Genomic DNA, 17,207 nt, shown 5'->3' with positions numbered 1-17,207 from the left:
TATAAACATTTCTTTTTTATTAGAAAAAAACAATTAAATTTACATACCGGAACAGAACAGTATAGCATATGTTGAAAAATAATTTTACATTAATTATAAATCACAATAGCGATATTCCTAAATATCAGCAAATTGTGAATGCTATTAATGAATCTATTGCAAAAAACATTTTACATACTGGAGATGCATTGCCTTCAGTTAATAGTGTTTGTAAAACAAATCAATTATCAAGAGATACTGTTTTTAAGGCGTATTCAATTTTAAAAGAAAACGGAGTTATAGAATCGGTTCCAAATAAAGGTTATTATGTTGCAAATGAAACTAGAAAAGTATTGCTAGTTTTAGACACATTTAAAGCCTATAAAGAGGTTTTATATCATTCATTTATAAATAATTTGCCGGAAAATTTTATTACAGATGTCCAGTTTCATCATTACAATATTGACAATTTTAAAACCATTATAAATAACAGTATTGGTAAATATTATAAATATGTTGTAATGGGATTTGATAATACAGAAGTGCCAATTGTATTATCAAAAATTAGTAATGAAAAACTTTTGTTAATAGATTGGAATATTCTTTCTAAACCTGAAAATAATTATGTATTTCAAGATTTTGGGCAATCATTTTACAATAGCTTAGAAGGAGCAACTGACTTATTTGGAAAATATAAAGAGCTTTCTTTTATATATCCAACTTTTACAAATCACCCTTTAGAAACAGTAGTTTATTTTAAAAAATATTGTAAAAAGTTCAATTTTAATTTTAAGATTATTACAAATTCTAAAGAATTTAATATCGAAAAAGATGTAGCTTATTTAAGCGTTAGTGATCGAATATTAGGTGCATTTTTAGAACAATGCAGGGAAAAAAATTTAGAGCCGGGAAAAGATGTTGGGTTTTTATCTTACAATGAAACCCCTATGAAAAAATTTATTTATAAAGGCATTTCTGTGATTTCAACAGATTTTAAAGAGCTAGGTACAAAAGCAGCAGCATTTATAACAGAAGATAAACCAATGCAAACATATATTGCAACAAAATTAATAGTAAGAGAATCATTATAAAATTATGTATTACATAGGATTTGATTTAGGAAGTTCATCTATTAAAGCAGCTTTAGTAGAAATTTCAACAGGAAAAAGCCTGGGTGTTGTTCAAGAGCCAGAAACAGAAATGAGTATGCTCGCTTTAAAAAATGGTTGGGCAGAACAAGAACCTGAAGAATGGTGGCAACATATTTGTAAATCCATTCAAAAATTAAAAAAGATTCATAACATTTCTAGAACTCAAATTAAAGGTATTGGTATTTCTTACCAAATGCACGGTTTGGTTATAGTTGATAAAGAAGGAAACTCGCTTCGAAAAAGTATTATTTGGTGCGATAGCAGAGCTGTGCAAATTGGTAATGAAGCATTAAAAAATATTGGCCCCGAAAAGTGCGCGTCGCATTTACTAAATTCTCCAGCAAATTTTACGGCATCAAAGTTAAAATGGGTACAAGAAAATGAACCTGAAATTTATAAGAATATTTACAAGTTTATGTTGCCTGGAGATTATATTGCTTATCGATTTTCAAACGAAATAAACACCACAATATCAGGACTTTCAGAAGGCATATTTTGGGATTTTAAAAATGATTCCATTGCTGATTTTCTTTTAGAATATTATGGTATTGATAAATTATTAGTGCCAGAAATTGTTGATACATTTGGAATCCAATGCAAAGTAGATGAAAAAGGCGAACAAGAAAGTGGTTTAGCTACTGGAACACCTATTTTTTACCGCGCAGGAGATCAGCCAAATAATGCACTTTCTTTAAATGTATTTAATCCTGGTGAAGTAGCTGCAACCGGTGGAACATCAGGTGTTGTTTATGCAGTTACAGATAACTTATCTGGTAAAGAAAGTACACGTGTTAATAATTTTGCACACGTAAACTATAAAAAATCTATTCCAAGAATTGGAAAATTACTAAATATTAACGGAGCAGGAATTCAATACAGGTGGTTGCTAAACAATTTAGCGGTTAGTTCTTATGAAGAAATGAATAATTTGGCTTCGGAAATACCTGTTGGTTCAGATGGAGTTTGCATGCTCCCATTTGGTAATGGAGCTGAAAGAATGTTAAACAATATGGAAATAGGTACACGACTTGTAAATGTAAATTTAAACAATCATCATAAAGCCCATATTTGTAGAGCAGCCTTAGAAGGTATTGCATTTTCATTTGTTTATGGAATGGAAATTCTAAAATCAGACGGAATTAATATAAATGTAATGAGAGCTGGAAATGATAATTTATTTAGATCAGAAATTTTTGCAAATACTGTGGCTACTTTAATAGCGCAAGAAATTGAAATATACAATACAACTGGCGCAATAGGTGCAGCTCGAGCTGCAGGTTTACACAAAGGTGATTTTGAAACTTATGGAAAACTGATAATTGAAAATGACCATGTAATGACCTTTATGCCTTTTAAAGACAAAGAACCCTATTTAAAAGCTTATCAAAACTGGAAAAAAGAATTAAACCTTATTTTAAATAGTAAATAAAATTATAACAACAAAAAACAACATACAATGGCAATTTTAGGAAACAAAGAATACTTTAAAGGTATTGGTGAAATTAAATTTGAAGGAAAGGAATCTGACAATCCTTTCGCATTTAAGTATTACAACCCAGATCAATTTGTTGCAGGAAAAACAATGCGTGAGCATTTTAAATTTGCAATTGCATACTGGCACACATTCTGTGGACAAGGAGGAGATCCTTTTGGACCAGGAACACAAAATTTTGCATGGGATGAAGCTTCAGATCCAATTCAAGCAGCAAAAGATAAAGCTGATGCTGCATTTGAATTTATTAGCAAAATGGGATTTGATTATTTCTGCTTCCACGATTTCGATTTAATTCAAGAAGGTACAACTTTTGCTGAATCTGAAGAAAGATTAAATTTAATTACAGATTATATTAAAGAAAAACAAGCTGCTTCAGGTATTAAATTATTATGGGGAACTGCAAACTGTTTCTCAAATCCACGTTACATGAACGGTGCTGCAACAAATCCAGAATTTAACGTAGTTGCAAGAGCTGGTGGACAAATAAAATTAGCCTTAGATGCTACAATTAAATTAGGTGGTGAAAACTATGTTTTTTGGGGGGGACGTGAAGGTTATATGTCTTTACTAAATACCGATATGGGTAGAGAATTAGACCATATGGGGCAGTTTTTAACTATGGCAAGAGATTATGCACGTGCACAAGGATTTAAGGGTAATTTCTTTATTGAACCAAAACCAATGGAACCAATGAAACATCAATACGATTTTGATGCTGCTACAGCTATTGGATTTTTACGTCAGTATGGTTTGGATAAAGACTTTAAAATGAATATTGAAGTAAACCATGCTACGCTTGCGCAACACACTTTTCAACACGAAATTGAAACTTCTGCAAAAGCAGGAATGTTAGGAAGTTTAGATGCAAACCGTGGAGATTACCAAAATGGATGGGATACAGATCAATTTCCAAATAATATTCAAGAAACTACTGAAGCTATGCTAGTTTTCCTTAAAGCAGGTGGATTACAAGGTGGAGGTATCAATTTTGACGCAAAAATAAGAAGAAATTCAACTGATATGGAAGATGTATTTTTTGCACATATAGGAGGGGCCGACACCTTTGCCAGAGCATTATTAATTGCTGATAAAATTATTACTTCTTCGCCTTATGATAAATTAAGAACCGCACGTTATAGTTCGTTTGATACTGGAAACGGAAAAGCTTTTGAAGAAGGTAAACTTTCTATGCAAGATTTATATAAAATTGCACAAGAAAACGGTGAATTACCATTAAAAAGTGGCAAACAAGAATTGTTTGAAAATATTATTAATCAATATATTTAATCTGTAAGCAGTATGGGAACATCAGCAAATAAAAGTTATTTATTAAAACTTACAATTGTTGCAACACTTGGCGGACTTTTGTTTGGGTACGATACAGCCGTTATTTCAGGAACCGTCAGTTCCTTAGAAAGTTTTTTTGTACTTCCCTTTGGATTAGAAGAAACCGCAGCAAATGCCCGTTTAGGTTTTGTTGTTTCTAGTGCATTAATTGGTTGTATTATTGGTGGAATTTCAGGAGGAATAATCAGTAAAAAATTAGGTCGTAAAAATGGGTTGATTTTAGCTGCTACTCTATTTTTATTGTCAGCCATTGGATCTGCAATGCCCGAAATGTTGCTGAAACCTGTTGGTGATGGAGACCATACATTTATCTATATTTTTATTGTTTATAGAATTATTGGAGGAATAGGTGTAGGGTTAGCCTCTATGCTTTCACCTTTATATATTGCTGAAATAGCACCTGCTAAAATAAGAGGCAAACTGGTTTCTATGAACCAGTTTGCTATTATTTTTGGTATGTTAGTGGTCTATTTTGTAAACTATTACATTGCTAAACAAGGAGATGACTCTTGGTTAAATACTGTTGGATGGCGTTGGATGTTTGCTTCGGAAACTATACCGGCAACCTTATTTTTAATAATGTTGTTTTTTGTGCCTGATACTCCAAGATCTTTAGTGTTAAAATCTGAACCTGAAAAAGCATTTAACGTTTTAGTTAAAGTAAATGGTGTTGAAGAAGCTAAAAAAATATTAGCCGAAATTCAAAATACAGTTGTAAGTCATTCTGGAAAGTTATTTTCATTTGGAATAACTGTTATAGTAATTGGAATACTGCTTTCCGTTTTTCAACAATTTGTTGGTATTAATGTAGTTTTATATTATGCTCCAGAAATATTCAAAAGTATGGGGTCTGGTACAGATGCCGCATTGTTGCAAACAATAATTGTTGGTGCAGTTAATTTATTATTTACCGTTTTAGCAATTTTAACGGTTGATAAGTATGGAAGAAAACCATTAATGATTATTGGTGCTTTAGGTATGGCAATTTCAATGTTTGCACTAGGAACAACATTTTTTATGGAATCAGTTGGAATAGGTGCGTTACTTTTTATGTTAATTTACGTAGCTAGTTTTGCAATGAGCTGGGGACCTGTTTGCTGGGTTTTATTGTCGGAAATATTTCCTAATAAAATTAGAGGGCGTGCATTGGCAGTTGCAGTTGCAGCACAATGGATTTCGAATTATCTTGTTTCCTGGACCTTCCCAATGATGGATAAGAATACGTATTTATTAGAAAAGTTCAACCACGGTTTTGCTTATTGGATTTATGGTATAATGGGTGTTTTAGCTATGTGGCTAGTATGGAAGTTTGTTCCAGAAACCAAAGGAAAAACCCTAGAAGAAATGGAGAAAATTTGGAACAAATAATATATTTTAAATGAGAAAACCACTTCCCAAAAGAAAGTGGTTTTCCTTATTCAAATAATTATATTCAGGGATCCAAGTGAATATAATTGTTCCTTAAAATTATTGATTGATTTCTATTATCTTACTGATAAAAATCATTTTATTGATATTTATTAATAATAAGATGCTTTTTATTAATGAATTATAATAACTATTTAAAAAAATGACAAATTAAAGCAGAAAAAAATGAGAAGTCGTAAAATCATTCTTTTTATATTTTTAAGCACCTTTTTTATCTATACAACCTATGGACAAGGTTATAAAAATCCCGTTATTCCTGGTTTTCATCCGGATCCAAGTATTTGCAAAGTTGGTGATGATTTTTATTTGGTAAATAGTAGTTTCGAGTTTTTTCCTGGAGTTCCAATATTTCATAGTAAAGATTTAATTAATTGGGAACAAATAGGCCATTGTTTAACACGCCCTTCACAAGTAAATTTAGAGAAAATTGGTGCATCGGGTGGTATTTATGCGCCTACAATTCGTTATAATAATGGTACTTTTTATATGATTACAACTAACGTTTCCGGTAAAGGAAACTTTATAGTACACACTAAAAATCCCGCAGGAGAATGGTCAGAACCTATATGGTTAGAACAAAAAGGTATAGATCCTTCTTTGTATTTTGAAGGCAATACATGTTATTTAACTTCAAATCCTGATAACTGTATTTATTTGTCTGAAATAAATCCAATAACTGGAAAACAATTATCTCCAAGTAAAGCAATATGGACTGGAACTGGAGGGCGCTATCCTGAAGGACCACATATTTATAAAAAAGATGGTTTGTATTATTTGTTAATTTCTGAAGGCGGCACCGAATATGGTCATAAAGTAACAATTGCACGTAGTAAAAACATTGATGGCCCATATGAATCAAATCCTGCAAATCCTATTTTAACGCACATTAATAAAGATGCACAAATGAATCCTATTCAAGGAACCGGTCATGCTGATTTAACACAAGCAAATGATGGTTCTTGGTGGATGGTATGTTTAGCTTTTCGACCTCAATCTGGTCTTCATCATGTACTTGGAAGAGAAACTTATTTGGCACCTGTAAAATGGGATAAAAATGCTTGGCCAGTTGTTAATGGCAATGGAATAATTCATTTAAATATGAAAGTCCCTACCCTTCCTTTACAACCTTTAAAAAAACCTACATATAGTACTAATTTTAATGAAGATACATTAGGATTTGAGTGGAATTATTTAAGAAATCCTACGCTAAAAAACTATTTATTAAATTCAAAAAAAGGCTATTTAAGATTAAAAGCAACACCTATTTTATTAGATGCTGTAGATTCTCCAACATTTTTAGGGAGACGACAAGAACATATTGAATTTACTACAACCACAAAAATGGATCTTTTTAATGCTAAAAATGGTGATGAAGCTGGTTTAACTGTTTACAGAAATAATACAGCGCATTATAAATTATCATTAAAACAAAATTCCACTGGAAAACGTGTGTTGGTTTTAAGCTATCGTTTAGGGGAATTATCTCACAATATATCTAAAATAAATATACCTAAAGGAAGTGTTTACCTTCAAGTTAAAGGAGAAAATGATTTTTATTCATTTGCATATTCAACTAACGGAAAAGAGTTTGAATTTATTGATAAATTGGATGTACGTTATTTAAGTTCTGAAACAAATGGCGGTTTTACAGGCGTATATTTAGGGCTGTTTGCAACTTCTATAAATAAGACAACCAATGCTTACGCAGATTTTAATACATTTAATTATATTCCCGAAAATTAGATTGATTTAAAAAAATAAAACCATAATTAAAATATAATTACGGTTTTTAAAAGTGGAGAAGATGGGAGTCGAACCCACTACCTCTTGACTGCCAGTCAAGCGCTCTAGCCAGATGAGCTACATCCCCGGTAATTTTGAGCAAATATGCGCTTTTTTTTAATTATTCCAGCATAAAAAACGACTAACTATTTCTTTTTATTTCTAACGTAAATTAATTTAAAGCGTCCGCTGGTTCTATCTCTTTGTTCAATTTCAAATTGAGGTAAGGATTTAAACAAAGGGGTTAGCTTTTCAAAACCAAAATTACGTGCATCAAAATTTGGTTGTTTTTTTAAAATAAGTGAACCTACATCTCCCATAAATGCCCAGCCATCATCATCTGCAGCATCATCAACAGAATTTCTCAGCAATCTAATAACTTTTGGTGTAATTTTATCTATACTTGCTTTTTTAGGTTTTGTTTTACCGTTTTCAGCTTCATCTTCACTAGTATCCAATATTTCTAAATAAATAAATTTATCGCAGGCAACTATAAACGGATCGGGTGTTTTCTTTTCTCCAATTCCATAAACCACCAAGCCTTCTTCACGCAATCTGGTTGCTAGTTTGGTAAAATCGCTATCTGATGACACCAAACAAAAACCATTTACCTTTTCTGAATATAAAATATCCATTGCATCAATTATCATGGCTGAATCTGTGGCGTTTTTACCTGTAGTATAGCCATATTGCTGTATTGGTGTTATCGCATTTTCTAATAAAATACTTTTCCATTTGGATAAATGTGGCTTGGTCCAATCTCCATAAATACGTTTTACAGTTGGGGTTCCATACTTGGTAATTTCTTCCATCATTTCTTTAATATATCTTGAAGGAATATTATCACCATCAATAAGTACTGCTAATTTATTATCTTTTATCATAAAGTTAAAGATACGGAAATTTAATCACTATTATTTAATACATTTAATACCATTTTAAGGAAGTAAATTCCTTTAATTTAAAAATAGTAAAAACAACTTGAATTTGAATTATAAAATGGATTATAACAACATATTTTTTAAAATAAATACTTCTTTAAATAAAATAAAAGACCACGGAAAAGTAGCTTCTTATATTCCTGAATTAAACAACATAGATCCTAATAAATTTGGAGTACACCTTACAACTTTAAACAATGAACATTATAGTATTGGCGATTCAAACGAAAAGTTTTCTATACAAAGTATTGCTAAAGTTTTGGCATTAACATTGGCTTATAAAATGAAAGGTGAAAAATTATGGAAACGGATTGATGTTGAACCTTCAGGAACATCATTTAACTCGCTTGTTCAATTAGAATATAACCACGGAATACCGCGTAACCCATTAATAAATGCCGGTGCTATTGTTATTTGCGATATACTTATAAGTAATCTTGAAAATCCAAAAAAAGATTTTCTTGAGTTTATTAGAGAGCTTTCGGGTAATAAAACATTAAATTTTAGTTCAAAAACTGCTGAATCTGAAAAAATTACAGGCTTTACAAATATGGCTTTGGTAAATTTAATGAAATCATTCAACAATATTAAAAATGACATTGATGTTGTAATGGATTTTTATTTTAATTTATGTTCTATTGAAATGACTTGTAAAGAGCTTTCACGCACATTTCTTTTTTTAACAAATGATGGAATAGACCCAATTACAAATAATAAAATACTTTCAGAAAGTAAATCTAAACGTATAAATGCAATTATGCTTTTATGCGGTTTTTATGATGAAGCTGGTGAATTTGCCTTTAAAGTTGGCTTACCAGGAAAAAGTGGTGTTGGTGGTGGTATTGTGGCAATTCACCCAAATAAATACAGTATTGCGGTTTGGAGCCCAAGACTTAACAAAAAAGGAAACTCTCAAAAAGGAATGAATTTTCTTGAAAAATTTACAACTAAAACACAATCATCCATTTTTTAAAAACCAATTACAATTAAACCCTGTTGCTAAAAAAAAGTCTTACCAATAAAAATATAGCCAGACCTCTACTTATTATTGCACTATTAAATTTTGTGATTTGTGCAAATGATAACTCCATATCGCAGGAAGAACCAGATGCAGTTATTGAAAATGAGTTTTATAATAAAATGTGGCAAAAACTACAAGTTATTAAAAATTCGAAACAATTTAAATTAGTATATTTAACAAACTGAAAATTGTACTTTTAAAACTGCAATTTTATTTAAATTTATTTTCTATGACAGAATTACCACAAGAATATTTTAGAGTATTAGCTGAACAACTTGTTTTTATCAGTGTTTTTCTTGGAGGTATTTCTGCAACTATTTTAGGAACTCTTATTGTTGTTAACAACAATAGTAAAATTATGAAGTTTATGATTTTGGGCTTATCCCTTGCTGCTGTCTCATTTATTGTAGCGGTTTTTGGAATGAACAAAGTTTTAATAATTTTAACTCCAAACTCACCTTATCAAAATTCAAATGAGCTACTTTTCTATCCACGATTAGTAGGTGGATTATCTTTTTTCATTGGTATTTACTCTTTAATTGCTGTAATAAGTTTATCTGGTTGGTTAAAAACAAAAAAAATTGGGATTACAACTACTGTTATAGGAGTAATTAGTAGTATCCTTATTTTTACACTAATCTAGTTAAAATGTTATATCATTTAGCAAAAGAATATGTTATTCTGTATATAAAAATCATTAAAAATAGAATCTTTCAAAAATAAAAATACTAATTTTAAAGTATTAAAAATTACCTTGTAAATAGTTTAATTATGAGCTTAGTAACAATTAAAAAATCACATGTTGAGGCAGATTTATTAGTATTAAAAAGTAAATTAGAATCTGAAGGAATAAAATGTTTTATGCGAAATGAATTTACAACTCAAATAATGAATTACCTTCCTTCTTTTGAAGTGGAACTACAAGTATCTGAATCTGATTTAGAAAAAGTTGAAGAAATATTAAAAGAAATGAATGATTAAAATAATTAAAGGTACAATTGAACATGCTGAATTAATAGCTGAAATTGGAGAAAAATCATTCTGGGAATCGCACGGAACTAGTGCCTCAACTAAAGATATAAGCACTTTTATTTCTAAAACTTATACTAAAGAAATATTGTTAAGTGAGTTAGAAAATGAAAACAATATTTACCACCTAATTTATTGCAATAATAAAATTGCTGGCTTTTCTAAAATTATATTAAACACTGCAAATAGTAATATTAACCCTAAAAATATTACCAAATTAGATCGCTTTTATTTATTGAAAACATTTTACGGTAAAAATTTAGGAGCTACACTATTTAATTTTAATATTGAATTAGCTAAAAACAAGCAACAAAATGGTATTTGGTTAGCCGTTTGGGTAAAAAACCAAAGAGCCATTAATTTCTATACAAAATCAGGATTTAAAATAGTAGGAAAATATGACTTTCAAATTTCCAGCACACATTCCAATCCAAACCATATTATGTATTTAACATTTTAAAAATGTTTATAAAACAAAAAATACTAAATTTAAAATTGGAAAAGTAAGTTAAATAACCTCAAAAACACTTTGTATTAATTGAATAAATAGATTAATTATGATTGAAAATTCAGAGAATTTAGATACGTATTTAGAAAATCATTATATACATAAAAGCAATTGGTTAAGAGCTGCCGTTTTGGGTGCAAATGATGGAATTATATCAACGGCAAGTATTGCAATTGGTGTTGCTGCCGCTAGTGATGTTAGAGAACCTGTTATTTTGGCAACATTAGCTGGTTTAGTAGCTGGGGCTTTATCAATGGCGGCTGGCGAATATGTTTCTGTAAGTTCCCAAACAGATGTGGAAAATGCTGATATTGCGCGAGAAAAAAAGGAACTAAAAGAAATGCCAGAGCAGGAATTACAATATTTAGCAGCAATTTATGAAGAAAGAGGTTTAAAAAAAGAAACCGCTTTAACAGTAGCAAAAGAATTAACAGCACATGATGCTTTAGCAGCTCACGTTAGAGATGAGTTAGGTATTAACCAAATTAGCCAAGCTAAACCAATACAAGCCGCTTTTGCCTCTGGTGCTTCATTTACTGTTGGCGGAATCCTTCCCTTTTTAGTAACACTTTTTCTACCCTTAAAAAGTATGGAATACTATTTATATGGTTTTGCAATTTTATTTCTTATTATTTTAGGTGTTTTGGTAGCAAAAACTGGTGGATCAAACATTTTAAAAGCTATAATTAGAATCACTTTTTGGGGAACTGTAGCAATGGGCTTAACTGCCTTGGTTGGATATTTATTCGGAATTAATATTTAATTGTAAACCAATAACAAAACTCCTGATTTTTATGACAATTAACTACAAACCAATAGGGGTAATAAACTCACCTCATAAAACAAAAGAAGGAATGCCTATACAGGCAAAAGCGGCAAAAGGTCTAAAAGGAACCATAATCATTGAAAAAATATTTATGGAAGGACTAAAAGATCTTGAAGCATTTTCTCACCTCTACGTTATTTATCATTTCCATAAATCAAATCTATATAAATTAACAACAACTCCATTTCTAGATAATAAAACCCATGGTGTATTTGCTACAAGAGTTCCACAAAGACCAAATCAGATTGGTATTTCAGTAGTTAAATTAATTAGTATAAAAGACAATATACTGGAAATTGAAAATAATGATATTCTTGATGGAACGCCACTTTTAGATATAAAACCGTATATTCCTGATTTTGATATACATAAAGTTGAAAAAATTGGATGGTATAAAAACAAAATTGGAAAATTTAAAACATTAAAATCAGATACTAGGTTTAACTAAAAAAATTGAATATGAAATACAATGCCTTTATTTCTTATAGTCACAGTCAGGATTTTAAATTAGCGCCAAGTTTAGAAAGCGCTCTCGAAAAATTTGCAAAACCAACGTTTAAACGCAGGGCGCTTAATATTTTTAGAGATTCTAACGACCTTTCAATTTCACCTGATTTATGGGGGAAAATTGAAGAAGGATTAAACGCATCAGAGTATTTTATATTTTTTGCTTCACCTTTATCAGCGCAATCGCATTATTGTACAAAAGAGGTAGAACACTGGAAAACAACTAAATCCATAGATAACTTTTTAATTGTTTTAACGGATGGTGAACTGCTTTGGAATCATGCTACTTCAGATTTTGACTGGAGCAAAACCACAGCAATTCCAAAAAATTTATCTGGTGTTTTTAAAAATGAACCTTTGTATGTAGATTTTCGCGAAAATGCTTCAGAAAATTTAACATTGGACAATCCTGATTTTAAAGACAAATTAGTACTTATTGCTGCAACATTACATAATAAAACCGTTGGAAATATGGTTGGTGAAGCGGTTAAGCAACACAAACGCACTATGCGAATTAGAAATGCAGCAATAAGTGTTTTAAGTACTTTATTAGTAGCAGCCATTCTTTTATCTATTTATGCAATGAAACAAAAAAAAGTAGCTGAAGCTGAAACCCTAAAAGCTTTATTATCTACATATATTGCCAGCTCACAAGCGCAATTAAATGAAGATCCAACCAAATCTTTAAGACTTGCAGAATATGCCTATAGCTTTGCAAATGAAAATAATTTACCTACAAAAATTGCCTCTGAACAACTTACAAAAGTGTTTTACAGTGGTTATGGTTTTTACCAAGAACCAGGTTTTAAAATTCTAAATACGGATTTAATAAATAAAAATAAACGCACAAAAAAATTAGGTTATTTTAAACCTGAAATTGATGCAATAATTGAGAGCGTTCCTCCACATGAATACTTAGGACAAGCTTCAACCGATATATTTATTAATCCTAATACCAATGAAACTGAATTTTTAATTGCAGGTGGCAAATTAGAATTTCCAATTCTATATAATTTTAAAACTGAAATATATGAATTTGAAAATATAGATCCCGTTGAAATTAAATTAGAAGGTTTTGGCGGATTTACTGGGTATATTCAGGATGTTGCTATTTCAACAGATGGAAAATATTCAATTTTAGGTTCAGCAAATAGTAAAACAGCTTTAATTGATAACAAAGCGTATCTTCAAGATAATTTAGATACTGATATTTTTAAAACAAGGGCTATTTTAAAAAGTGGTAGTAGAAACGATATATTTGAAGTCAATTTTACAGACAACAACAAGTATATTATTACAAAAACTTTAGATCTTGTTTGGCAGAATTCAGAACAAAACAGCATTAAAGATACCATTATAAATCTTTGGAAAACAGAGCCGTTTCCTTATATTGAAATTTACAATTCTAATACAGCACATGGTAATATTTCAATAAGTGAAGATTATTATATGCTACCTGTTGAAGAAGATTTAGAAAAATATAGCTGGTTACATATGGCACAAAGTATAAGAACCCAAAACAATACTATTATTGCCGAGTTCCCAAATGCAAAAGGGATTTCACCAAATACAATTTCAAGTCCAGATGGAAATTTTTTAGTGAATTATCAAGGTATTTTTAACAAAGAAAATGAGTTATTAATTACATTAAGCTCCTATTTTATAGATAACAGCGGTATTGCTTATTGTTTTTCTAATGATAGTAAATTTTTAAAATTAAGTTATATAGATGGGCCTGAACGTATATTTGCATTAGACCCAGATTTTATTTTAGAAAGATTAAATAATGCTAAAATAATGGGAGCAATTGCTACTTTAACTACAGCTGATAAAAAGCGTTTTCTTATTGAAACAGAGTAAGAAATTACAAAAATATTATAAAAGTGTTTTTAATTAAAATATTAATCGTAATATTGCAATGTATAAATTATGGGAATAACTAAATCAGAAATATTTACAAAAGAACAGAATAGTATTGCCAAAATAGCAAAAGTTTTAGGGCACCCTGCCCGTATTGCAATTTTGCAGTCAATCATTAAATCTCAATCTTGTATTTGTGGGGATCTTGTTACCGAAATAGGTTTAGCGCAACCAACCGTTTCACAACACTTAAAAGAACTCAAAAATTTAGGAATTATAAAAGGAACTATTTCCGGAACCAGTGTTTGCTATTGTATTAACCATGAAAATTGGAATGAAATAAAAGCTATACTAAACAATTTTTTAAACCTTAACAACCTAGCAGAAAATTGCTGTAAAATATAAATACTTATGAAATTATCAGAAATAAAAAAACACTTAAATAAATTAGATAAAATTGCATTTCAATTACCAAACGGCTATTTAGTTCCAAGCCATTTTCATGTTACAGAAGTTGGTAAAATTTCTAAACATTTTATTGATTGCGGTGGAACAGTAAGAAATGAAGAAGTAGTAAATTTTCAATTATGGGAAGCAGATGATTATGATCACAGATTACACCCGGAAAAATTAGTTCATATTATTGAACTTTCAGAAAAAGTGTTGGGTATTAACGACTTAGAAATTGAAGTTGAATACCAAGGTGAAACTATTGGAAAGTACAATTTAGATTTTGATGGTATCAATTTTTTACTAACAACCAAACAAACAGATTGTTTGGCGAAGAATAATTGTGGAATTCCAGCTGTAAAACCCAAAGTAAAACTATCCGATTTACAAGAAACTAACACTTCTTGTTGTACTCCAAGTTCAGGTTGTTGTTAAAATTTAAAATTGATAAAAAATGATTCTTATTGATAAACCTTTTGTCTCAGATTTTTTAGTTAAAACCATAAAAGAAAATAACTTTCCAGTAATTGCAACAACGGTTGTAAAAAGCATGATTTCTGATGATTCGTTGAACTGGATTTCAGAAAAAGAAGCAATAGAACTATTTAAAAAAGACCCAAATACTCCACTCTATTCAAATTCCGAAAATGCCATAAGCTGGATTGAACAAAATTTAAGTTTTTCAAAATTACCAAGTCAAATTCAGCTTTTTAAAAATAAAATTTTGTTTAGAGAACTTATTAAAGATGCTTTCCCAAATTACTTTTTTAAAGGTGTAAAATTGGCAGATTTACCTAAATTAAATGCCAAACAATTAAAATTTCCGTTAATTATTAAACCTGCTGTTGGCTTTTTTAGTTTAGCGGTTCATAAAGTTGATTCTGTTGAAGAATGGAATACAATTTTAAACAATATTGAACAAGAAATAGAAGCATTTAAAGGAATGTATCCAAAAGAAGTAGTGAATGTTTCAGACTTTATTATTGAAGAATATATTGAAGGTGAGGAATACGCAATTGATTGTTATTTTAATACTAAAGGTAAACCAAAAGTTTTAAATGTTATGCATCATATTTTTTCTTCAGCTAAAGATGTAAGCGATCGTGTGTACATGACTTCAAAAGAAATTATAGAAAAAAATAAGTCTGAAATAGAAGATTTTCTACAAATAGTTGGACAGAAAGCACAACTGAAAAATTTCCCAATGCATGTTGAAATTAGAATAGACAAAACAGGTAAAATAAACCCTATAGAAATTAATCCGTTACGTTTTGGTGGCTGGTGTACAACTGGTGATATTTCTTACTTTGCCTATGATTTTAATTCTTACGAGCAGTTTTTATACGAAAAATCACCTAATTGGAATGAAATTTTAAAAACTAGAAAAGACAAAAAATACAATTTGATTGTTTTGGACAACAACTCTGGAATTAAAGAAAGTAATATTAAAGCATTTAATTATAACTTACTTTTAAAAGATTTTAAAAAACCTTTAAACTTAAGAAAAGTAGATTTTAGGAAATACGCCGTTTTTGGATTTTTATTTACTGAAACTTCAAAAGGAAATGAAAAAGAATTGAATACTATCTTGTCATCAAACCTAAAAAAATATATAACAATTAAAGAATGAGCGAAGAAAATTTCTATGCTGAAAAAATGATTTCAAAATCTAACGATGAATTAAAAAATTATATCGAAAATCAAGATCATTTTCAAGAGGATGCGGTATTAGCAGCTATTTTAGAACTAGAAAAAAGAGGTTGTAAAATTGAAGGAAGTAAAAAAATTAAGCAAGAAATAGCTGCATTAAAAAGTAAAGAGGAGGACACACTAAATAATTCACCAAAGTTTCATTCAAATAATTACAATGAAGTTCCTGAGCTTTACAGTAAAAAATTCATATATATTTTTGGTGTTTTATTTTCTGTATTTGGAGGTGGCGTTTTAATGGCTTTAAACTTTTTAACATTAAACAATAAAAAAGCTGCCAGATTAACAATTTTAGCTTCAATTATATATGCTGTTTCATCAGTTTTACTATTTGATCAAATAGGTGTTACAAATCCAATAATTTCAATAACTTCAAGTATTTTGGGAGTATATTTACTGGATCAGTATATTTGGAAAAAAGAAAATCCAGAAGCTATAAAACAGAAAGAAAAAAGCACTTTAAAACCCATAATTATTGGTTTATTAATTGCCATTCCATTAACATATTTAATTATTATTTCAGGGAATTTAAATCCGTAATTTTATAAAAATCAGCTATTTATTAATCGAAATTATATAAAACTTAATCTATTTTAAAAATTATTATTATGGTTAATTTAATAAGAACAGACTTCTCGAATAAAGATTTTAAAAATTTAGTTTCATTTCTAGATGCTGATTTAAAAATAAGAGATGGCGCAGATCACGATTTTTACGACCAGTTTAATAAAATTGACGGTTTAAAAAATGTTGTTGTAGCTTTTGAAAATGAGGTGGCAATAGGCTGTGGCGCATTTAAAATACACGAAAACAACGTTGTAGAAATAAAACGCATGTATGTTTCACCTTTTGGTCGAAGAAAAGGTGTTGCTTCTAAAGTTTTAACTGAATTAGAAAACTGGGCAGCGGAACTAAAATTTAAAAAATGTATTTTAGAAACTGGCAAACAACAACCTGAAGCTATTGAACTTTATAAAAGATGTGGTTATACAATAACCGCTAATTTTGGTTTTTATGAAAATGTTGAAAATAGCGTTTGTTTTGAGAAGTTTATATAAATTATAACTTTAGAGTATTAACTTCAAAAAAACAAGATGAAGTTGCTAAAAACACAACTGGTTAGGTAAATTTTTTAATACATGATCCTGATGAAAATAGGATCCTTTTAGATGA

18 protein-coding genes and 1 tRNA gene are annotated in these 17,207 nt (G+C 29.6%); 17 read left to right on the top strand and 2 right to left on the bottom strand.

The window, feature by feature from the left end:
- The first annotated feature begins 68 nt into the window (after positions 1 to 68).
- The 5 genes from BX611_RS05345 (at position 69) to BX611_RS05325 (ending at position 7,143) form a co-directional block, all read left to right on the top strand.
- On the top strand, positions 69 to 1,070 hold the full coding sequence (locus BX611_RS05345) for a GntR family transcriptional regulator (protein ID WP_115878820.1): 1,002 nt from the start codon (positions 69 to 71) through the stop codon (positions 1,068 to 1,070).
- A gap of 4 nt (positions 1,071 to 1,074) precedes the next feature.
- On the top strand, positions 1,075 to 2,559 hold the full coding sequence (locus BX611_RS05340; RefSeq protein WP_115878818.1) for a xylulokinase: 1,485 nt from the start codon (positions 1,075 to 1,077) through the stop codon (positions 2,557 to 2,559).
- Between the two features lie 27 nt (positions 2,560 to 2,586).
- Positions 2,587 to 3,912, top strand: coding sequence for a xylose isomerase (gene xylA / locus BX611_RS05335; RefSeq protein WP_115878816.1), 1,326 nt, complete (start codon positions 2,587 to 2,589; stop codon positions 3,910 to 3,912).
- 12 nt (positions 3,913 to 3,924) lie between these two features.
- Entirely contained in the window at positions 3,925 to 5,340 is a 1,416-nt protein-coding gene (gene xylE / locus BX611_RS05330; protein WP_115878814.1) for a D-xylose transporter XylE, read from the top strand.
- A gap of 225 nt (positions 5,341 to 5,565) precedes the next feature.
- Positions 5,566 to 7,143: a glycoside hydrolase family 43 protein gene (locus BX611_RS05325; RefSeq protein ID WP_115878812.1), complete on the top strand. Its 1,578-nt coding sequence runs from the start codon at positions 5,566 to 5,568 to the stop codon at positions 7,141 to 7,143.
- Positions 7,144 to 7,196: 53 nt separating this feature from the next.
- On the opposite strand, the gene BX611_RS05320 is transcribed toward BX611_RS05325, so the two are convergent.
- Positions 7,197 to 7,270, bottom strand: a tRNA-Ala gene (locus tag BX611_RS05320).
- 58 nt (positions 7,271 to 7,328) lie between these two features.
- Positions 7,329 to 8,066, bottom strand: a complete 738-nt coding sequence (locus BX611_RS05315) for an NYN domain-containing protein (protein ID WP_115878810.1) — start codon at positions 8,064 to 8,066, stop codon at positions 7,329 to 7,331.
- 115 nt (positions 8,067 to 8,181) lie between these two features.
- Between BX611_RS05315 and BX611_RS05310 the strand changes: the two genes are divergently transcribed.
- The 12 genes from BX611_RS05310 (at position 8,182) to BX611_RS05250 (ending at position 17,092) form a co-directional block, all read left to right on the top strand.
- Positions 8,182 to 9,096: a glutaminase gene (locus tag BX611_RS05310; protein ID WP_115878808.1), complete on the top strand. Its 915-nt coding sequence runs from the start codon at positions 8,182 to 8,184 to the stop codon at positions 9,094 to 9,096.
- 277 nt (positions 9,097 to 9,373) lie between these two features.
- Positions 9,374 to 9,787: a hypothetical protein gene (locus BX611_RS05300; protein WP_115878804.1), complete on the top strand. Its 414-nt coding sequence runs from the start codon at positions 9,374 to 9,376 to the stop codon at positions 9,785 to 9,787.
- 128 nt (positions 9,788 to 9,915) lie between these two features.
- Positions 9,916 to 10,125: a putative signal transducing protein gene (locus BX611_RS05295; RefSeq protein WP_115878802.1), complete on the top strand. Its 210-nt coding sequence runs from the start codon at positions 9,916 to 9,918 to the stop codon at positions 10,123 to 10,125.
- Entirely contained in the window at positions 10,118 to 10,633 is a 516-nt protein-coding gene (locus BX611_RS05290) for a GNAT family N-acetyltransferase (protein ID WP_240324973.1), read from the top strand. Before BX611_RS05295 ends, BX611_RS05290 begins: the two co-directional genes overlap by 8 nt.
- 97 nt (positions 10,634 to 10,730) lie before the next feature.
- Entirely contained in the window at positions 10,731 to 11,444 is a 714-nt protein-coding gene (locus BX611_RS05285; protein WP_115878800.1) for a VIT1/CCC1 transporter family protein, read from the top strand.
- 31 nt (positions 11,445 to 11,475) lie between these two features.
- Positions 11,476 to 11,955 carry a tRNA (N6-threonylcarbamoyladenosine(37)-N6)-methyltransferase TrmO gene (gene tsaA, locus BX611_RS05280; RefSeq protein WP_115878996.1) on the top strand — a complete coding sequence of 160 codons (480 nt, stop codon included), beginning with the start codon at positions 11,476 to 11,478 and terminating at the stop codon, positions 11,953 to 11,955.
- An 11-nt stretch (positions 11,956 to 11,966) separates the two neighbouring features.
- Complete coding sequence (locus BX611_RS05275) at positions 11,967 to 13,874, top strand: toll/interleukin-1 receptor domain-containing protein (protein WP_115878798.1); 1,908 nt, start codon at positions 11,967 to 11,969, stop codon at positions 13,872 to 13,874.
- Between the two features lie 69 nt (positions 13,875 to 13,943).
- Positions 13,944 to 14,279, top strand: coding sequence for an ArsR/SmtB family transcription factor (locus tag BX611_RS05270; protein ID WP_115878796.1), 336 nt, complete (start codon positions 13,944 to 13,946; stop codon positions 14,277 to 14,279).
- 6 nt (positions 14,280 to 14,285) lie between these two features.
- The gene (locus BX611_RS05265) at positions 14,286 to 14,759 is read left to right on the top strand and encodes a DUF6428 family protein (RefSeq protein WP_115878794.1); all 474 of its coding nucleotides are present in this window, start codon (positions 14,286 to 14,288) and stop codon (positions 14,757 to 14,759) included.
- 19 nt (positions 14,760 to 14,778) lie between these two features.
- Positions 14,779 to 15,954, top strand: coding sequence for an ATP-grasp domain-containing protein (locus BX611_RS05260; RefSeq protein ID WP_115878792.1), 1,176 nt, complete (start codon positions 14,779 to 14,781; stop codon positions 15,952 to 15,954).
- Entirely contained in the window at positions 15,951 to 16,574 is a 624-nt protein-coding gene (locus tag BX611_RS05255; protein WP_115878790.1) for a hypothetical protein, read from the top strand. Before BX611_RS05260 ends, BX611_RS05255 begins: the two co-directional genes overlap by 4 nt.
- Positions 16,575 to 16,642: 68 nt before the next feature.
- Entirely contained in the window at positions 16,643 to 17,092 is a 450-nt protein-coding gene (locus BX611_RS05250) for a GNAT family N-acetyltransferase (RefSeq protein ID WP_115878788.1), read from the top strand.
- Positions 17,093 to 17,207: the final 115 nt, after the last annotated feature.

The organism is Lutibacter oceani (genome assembly GCF_003384935.1).
Taxonomy (GTDB): Bacteria; Bacteroidota; Bacteroidia; order Flavobacteriales; family Flavobacteriaceae; genus Lutibacter; species Lutibacter oceani.
The sequence above is the reverse complement of the archived record's forward strand: the minus strand, read 5'-3'. Positions and strand labels throughout refer to the sequence as shown.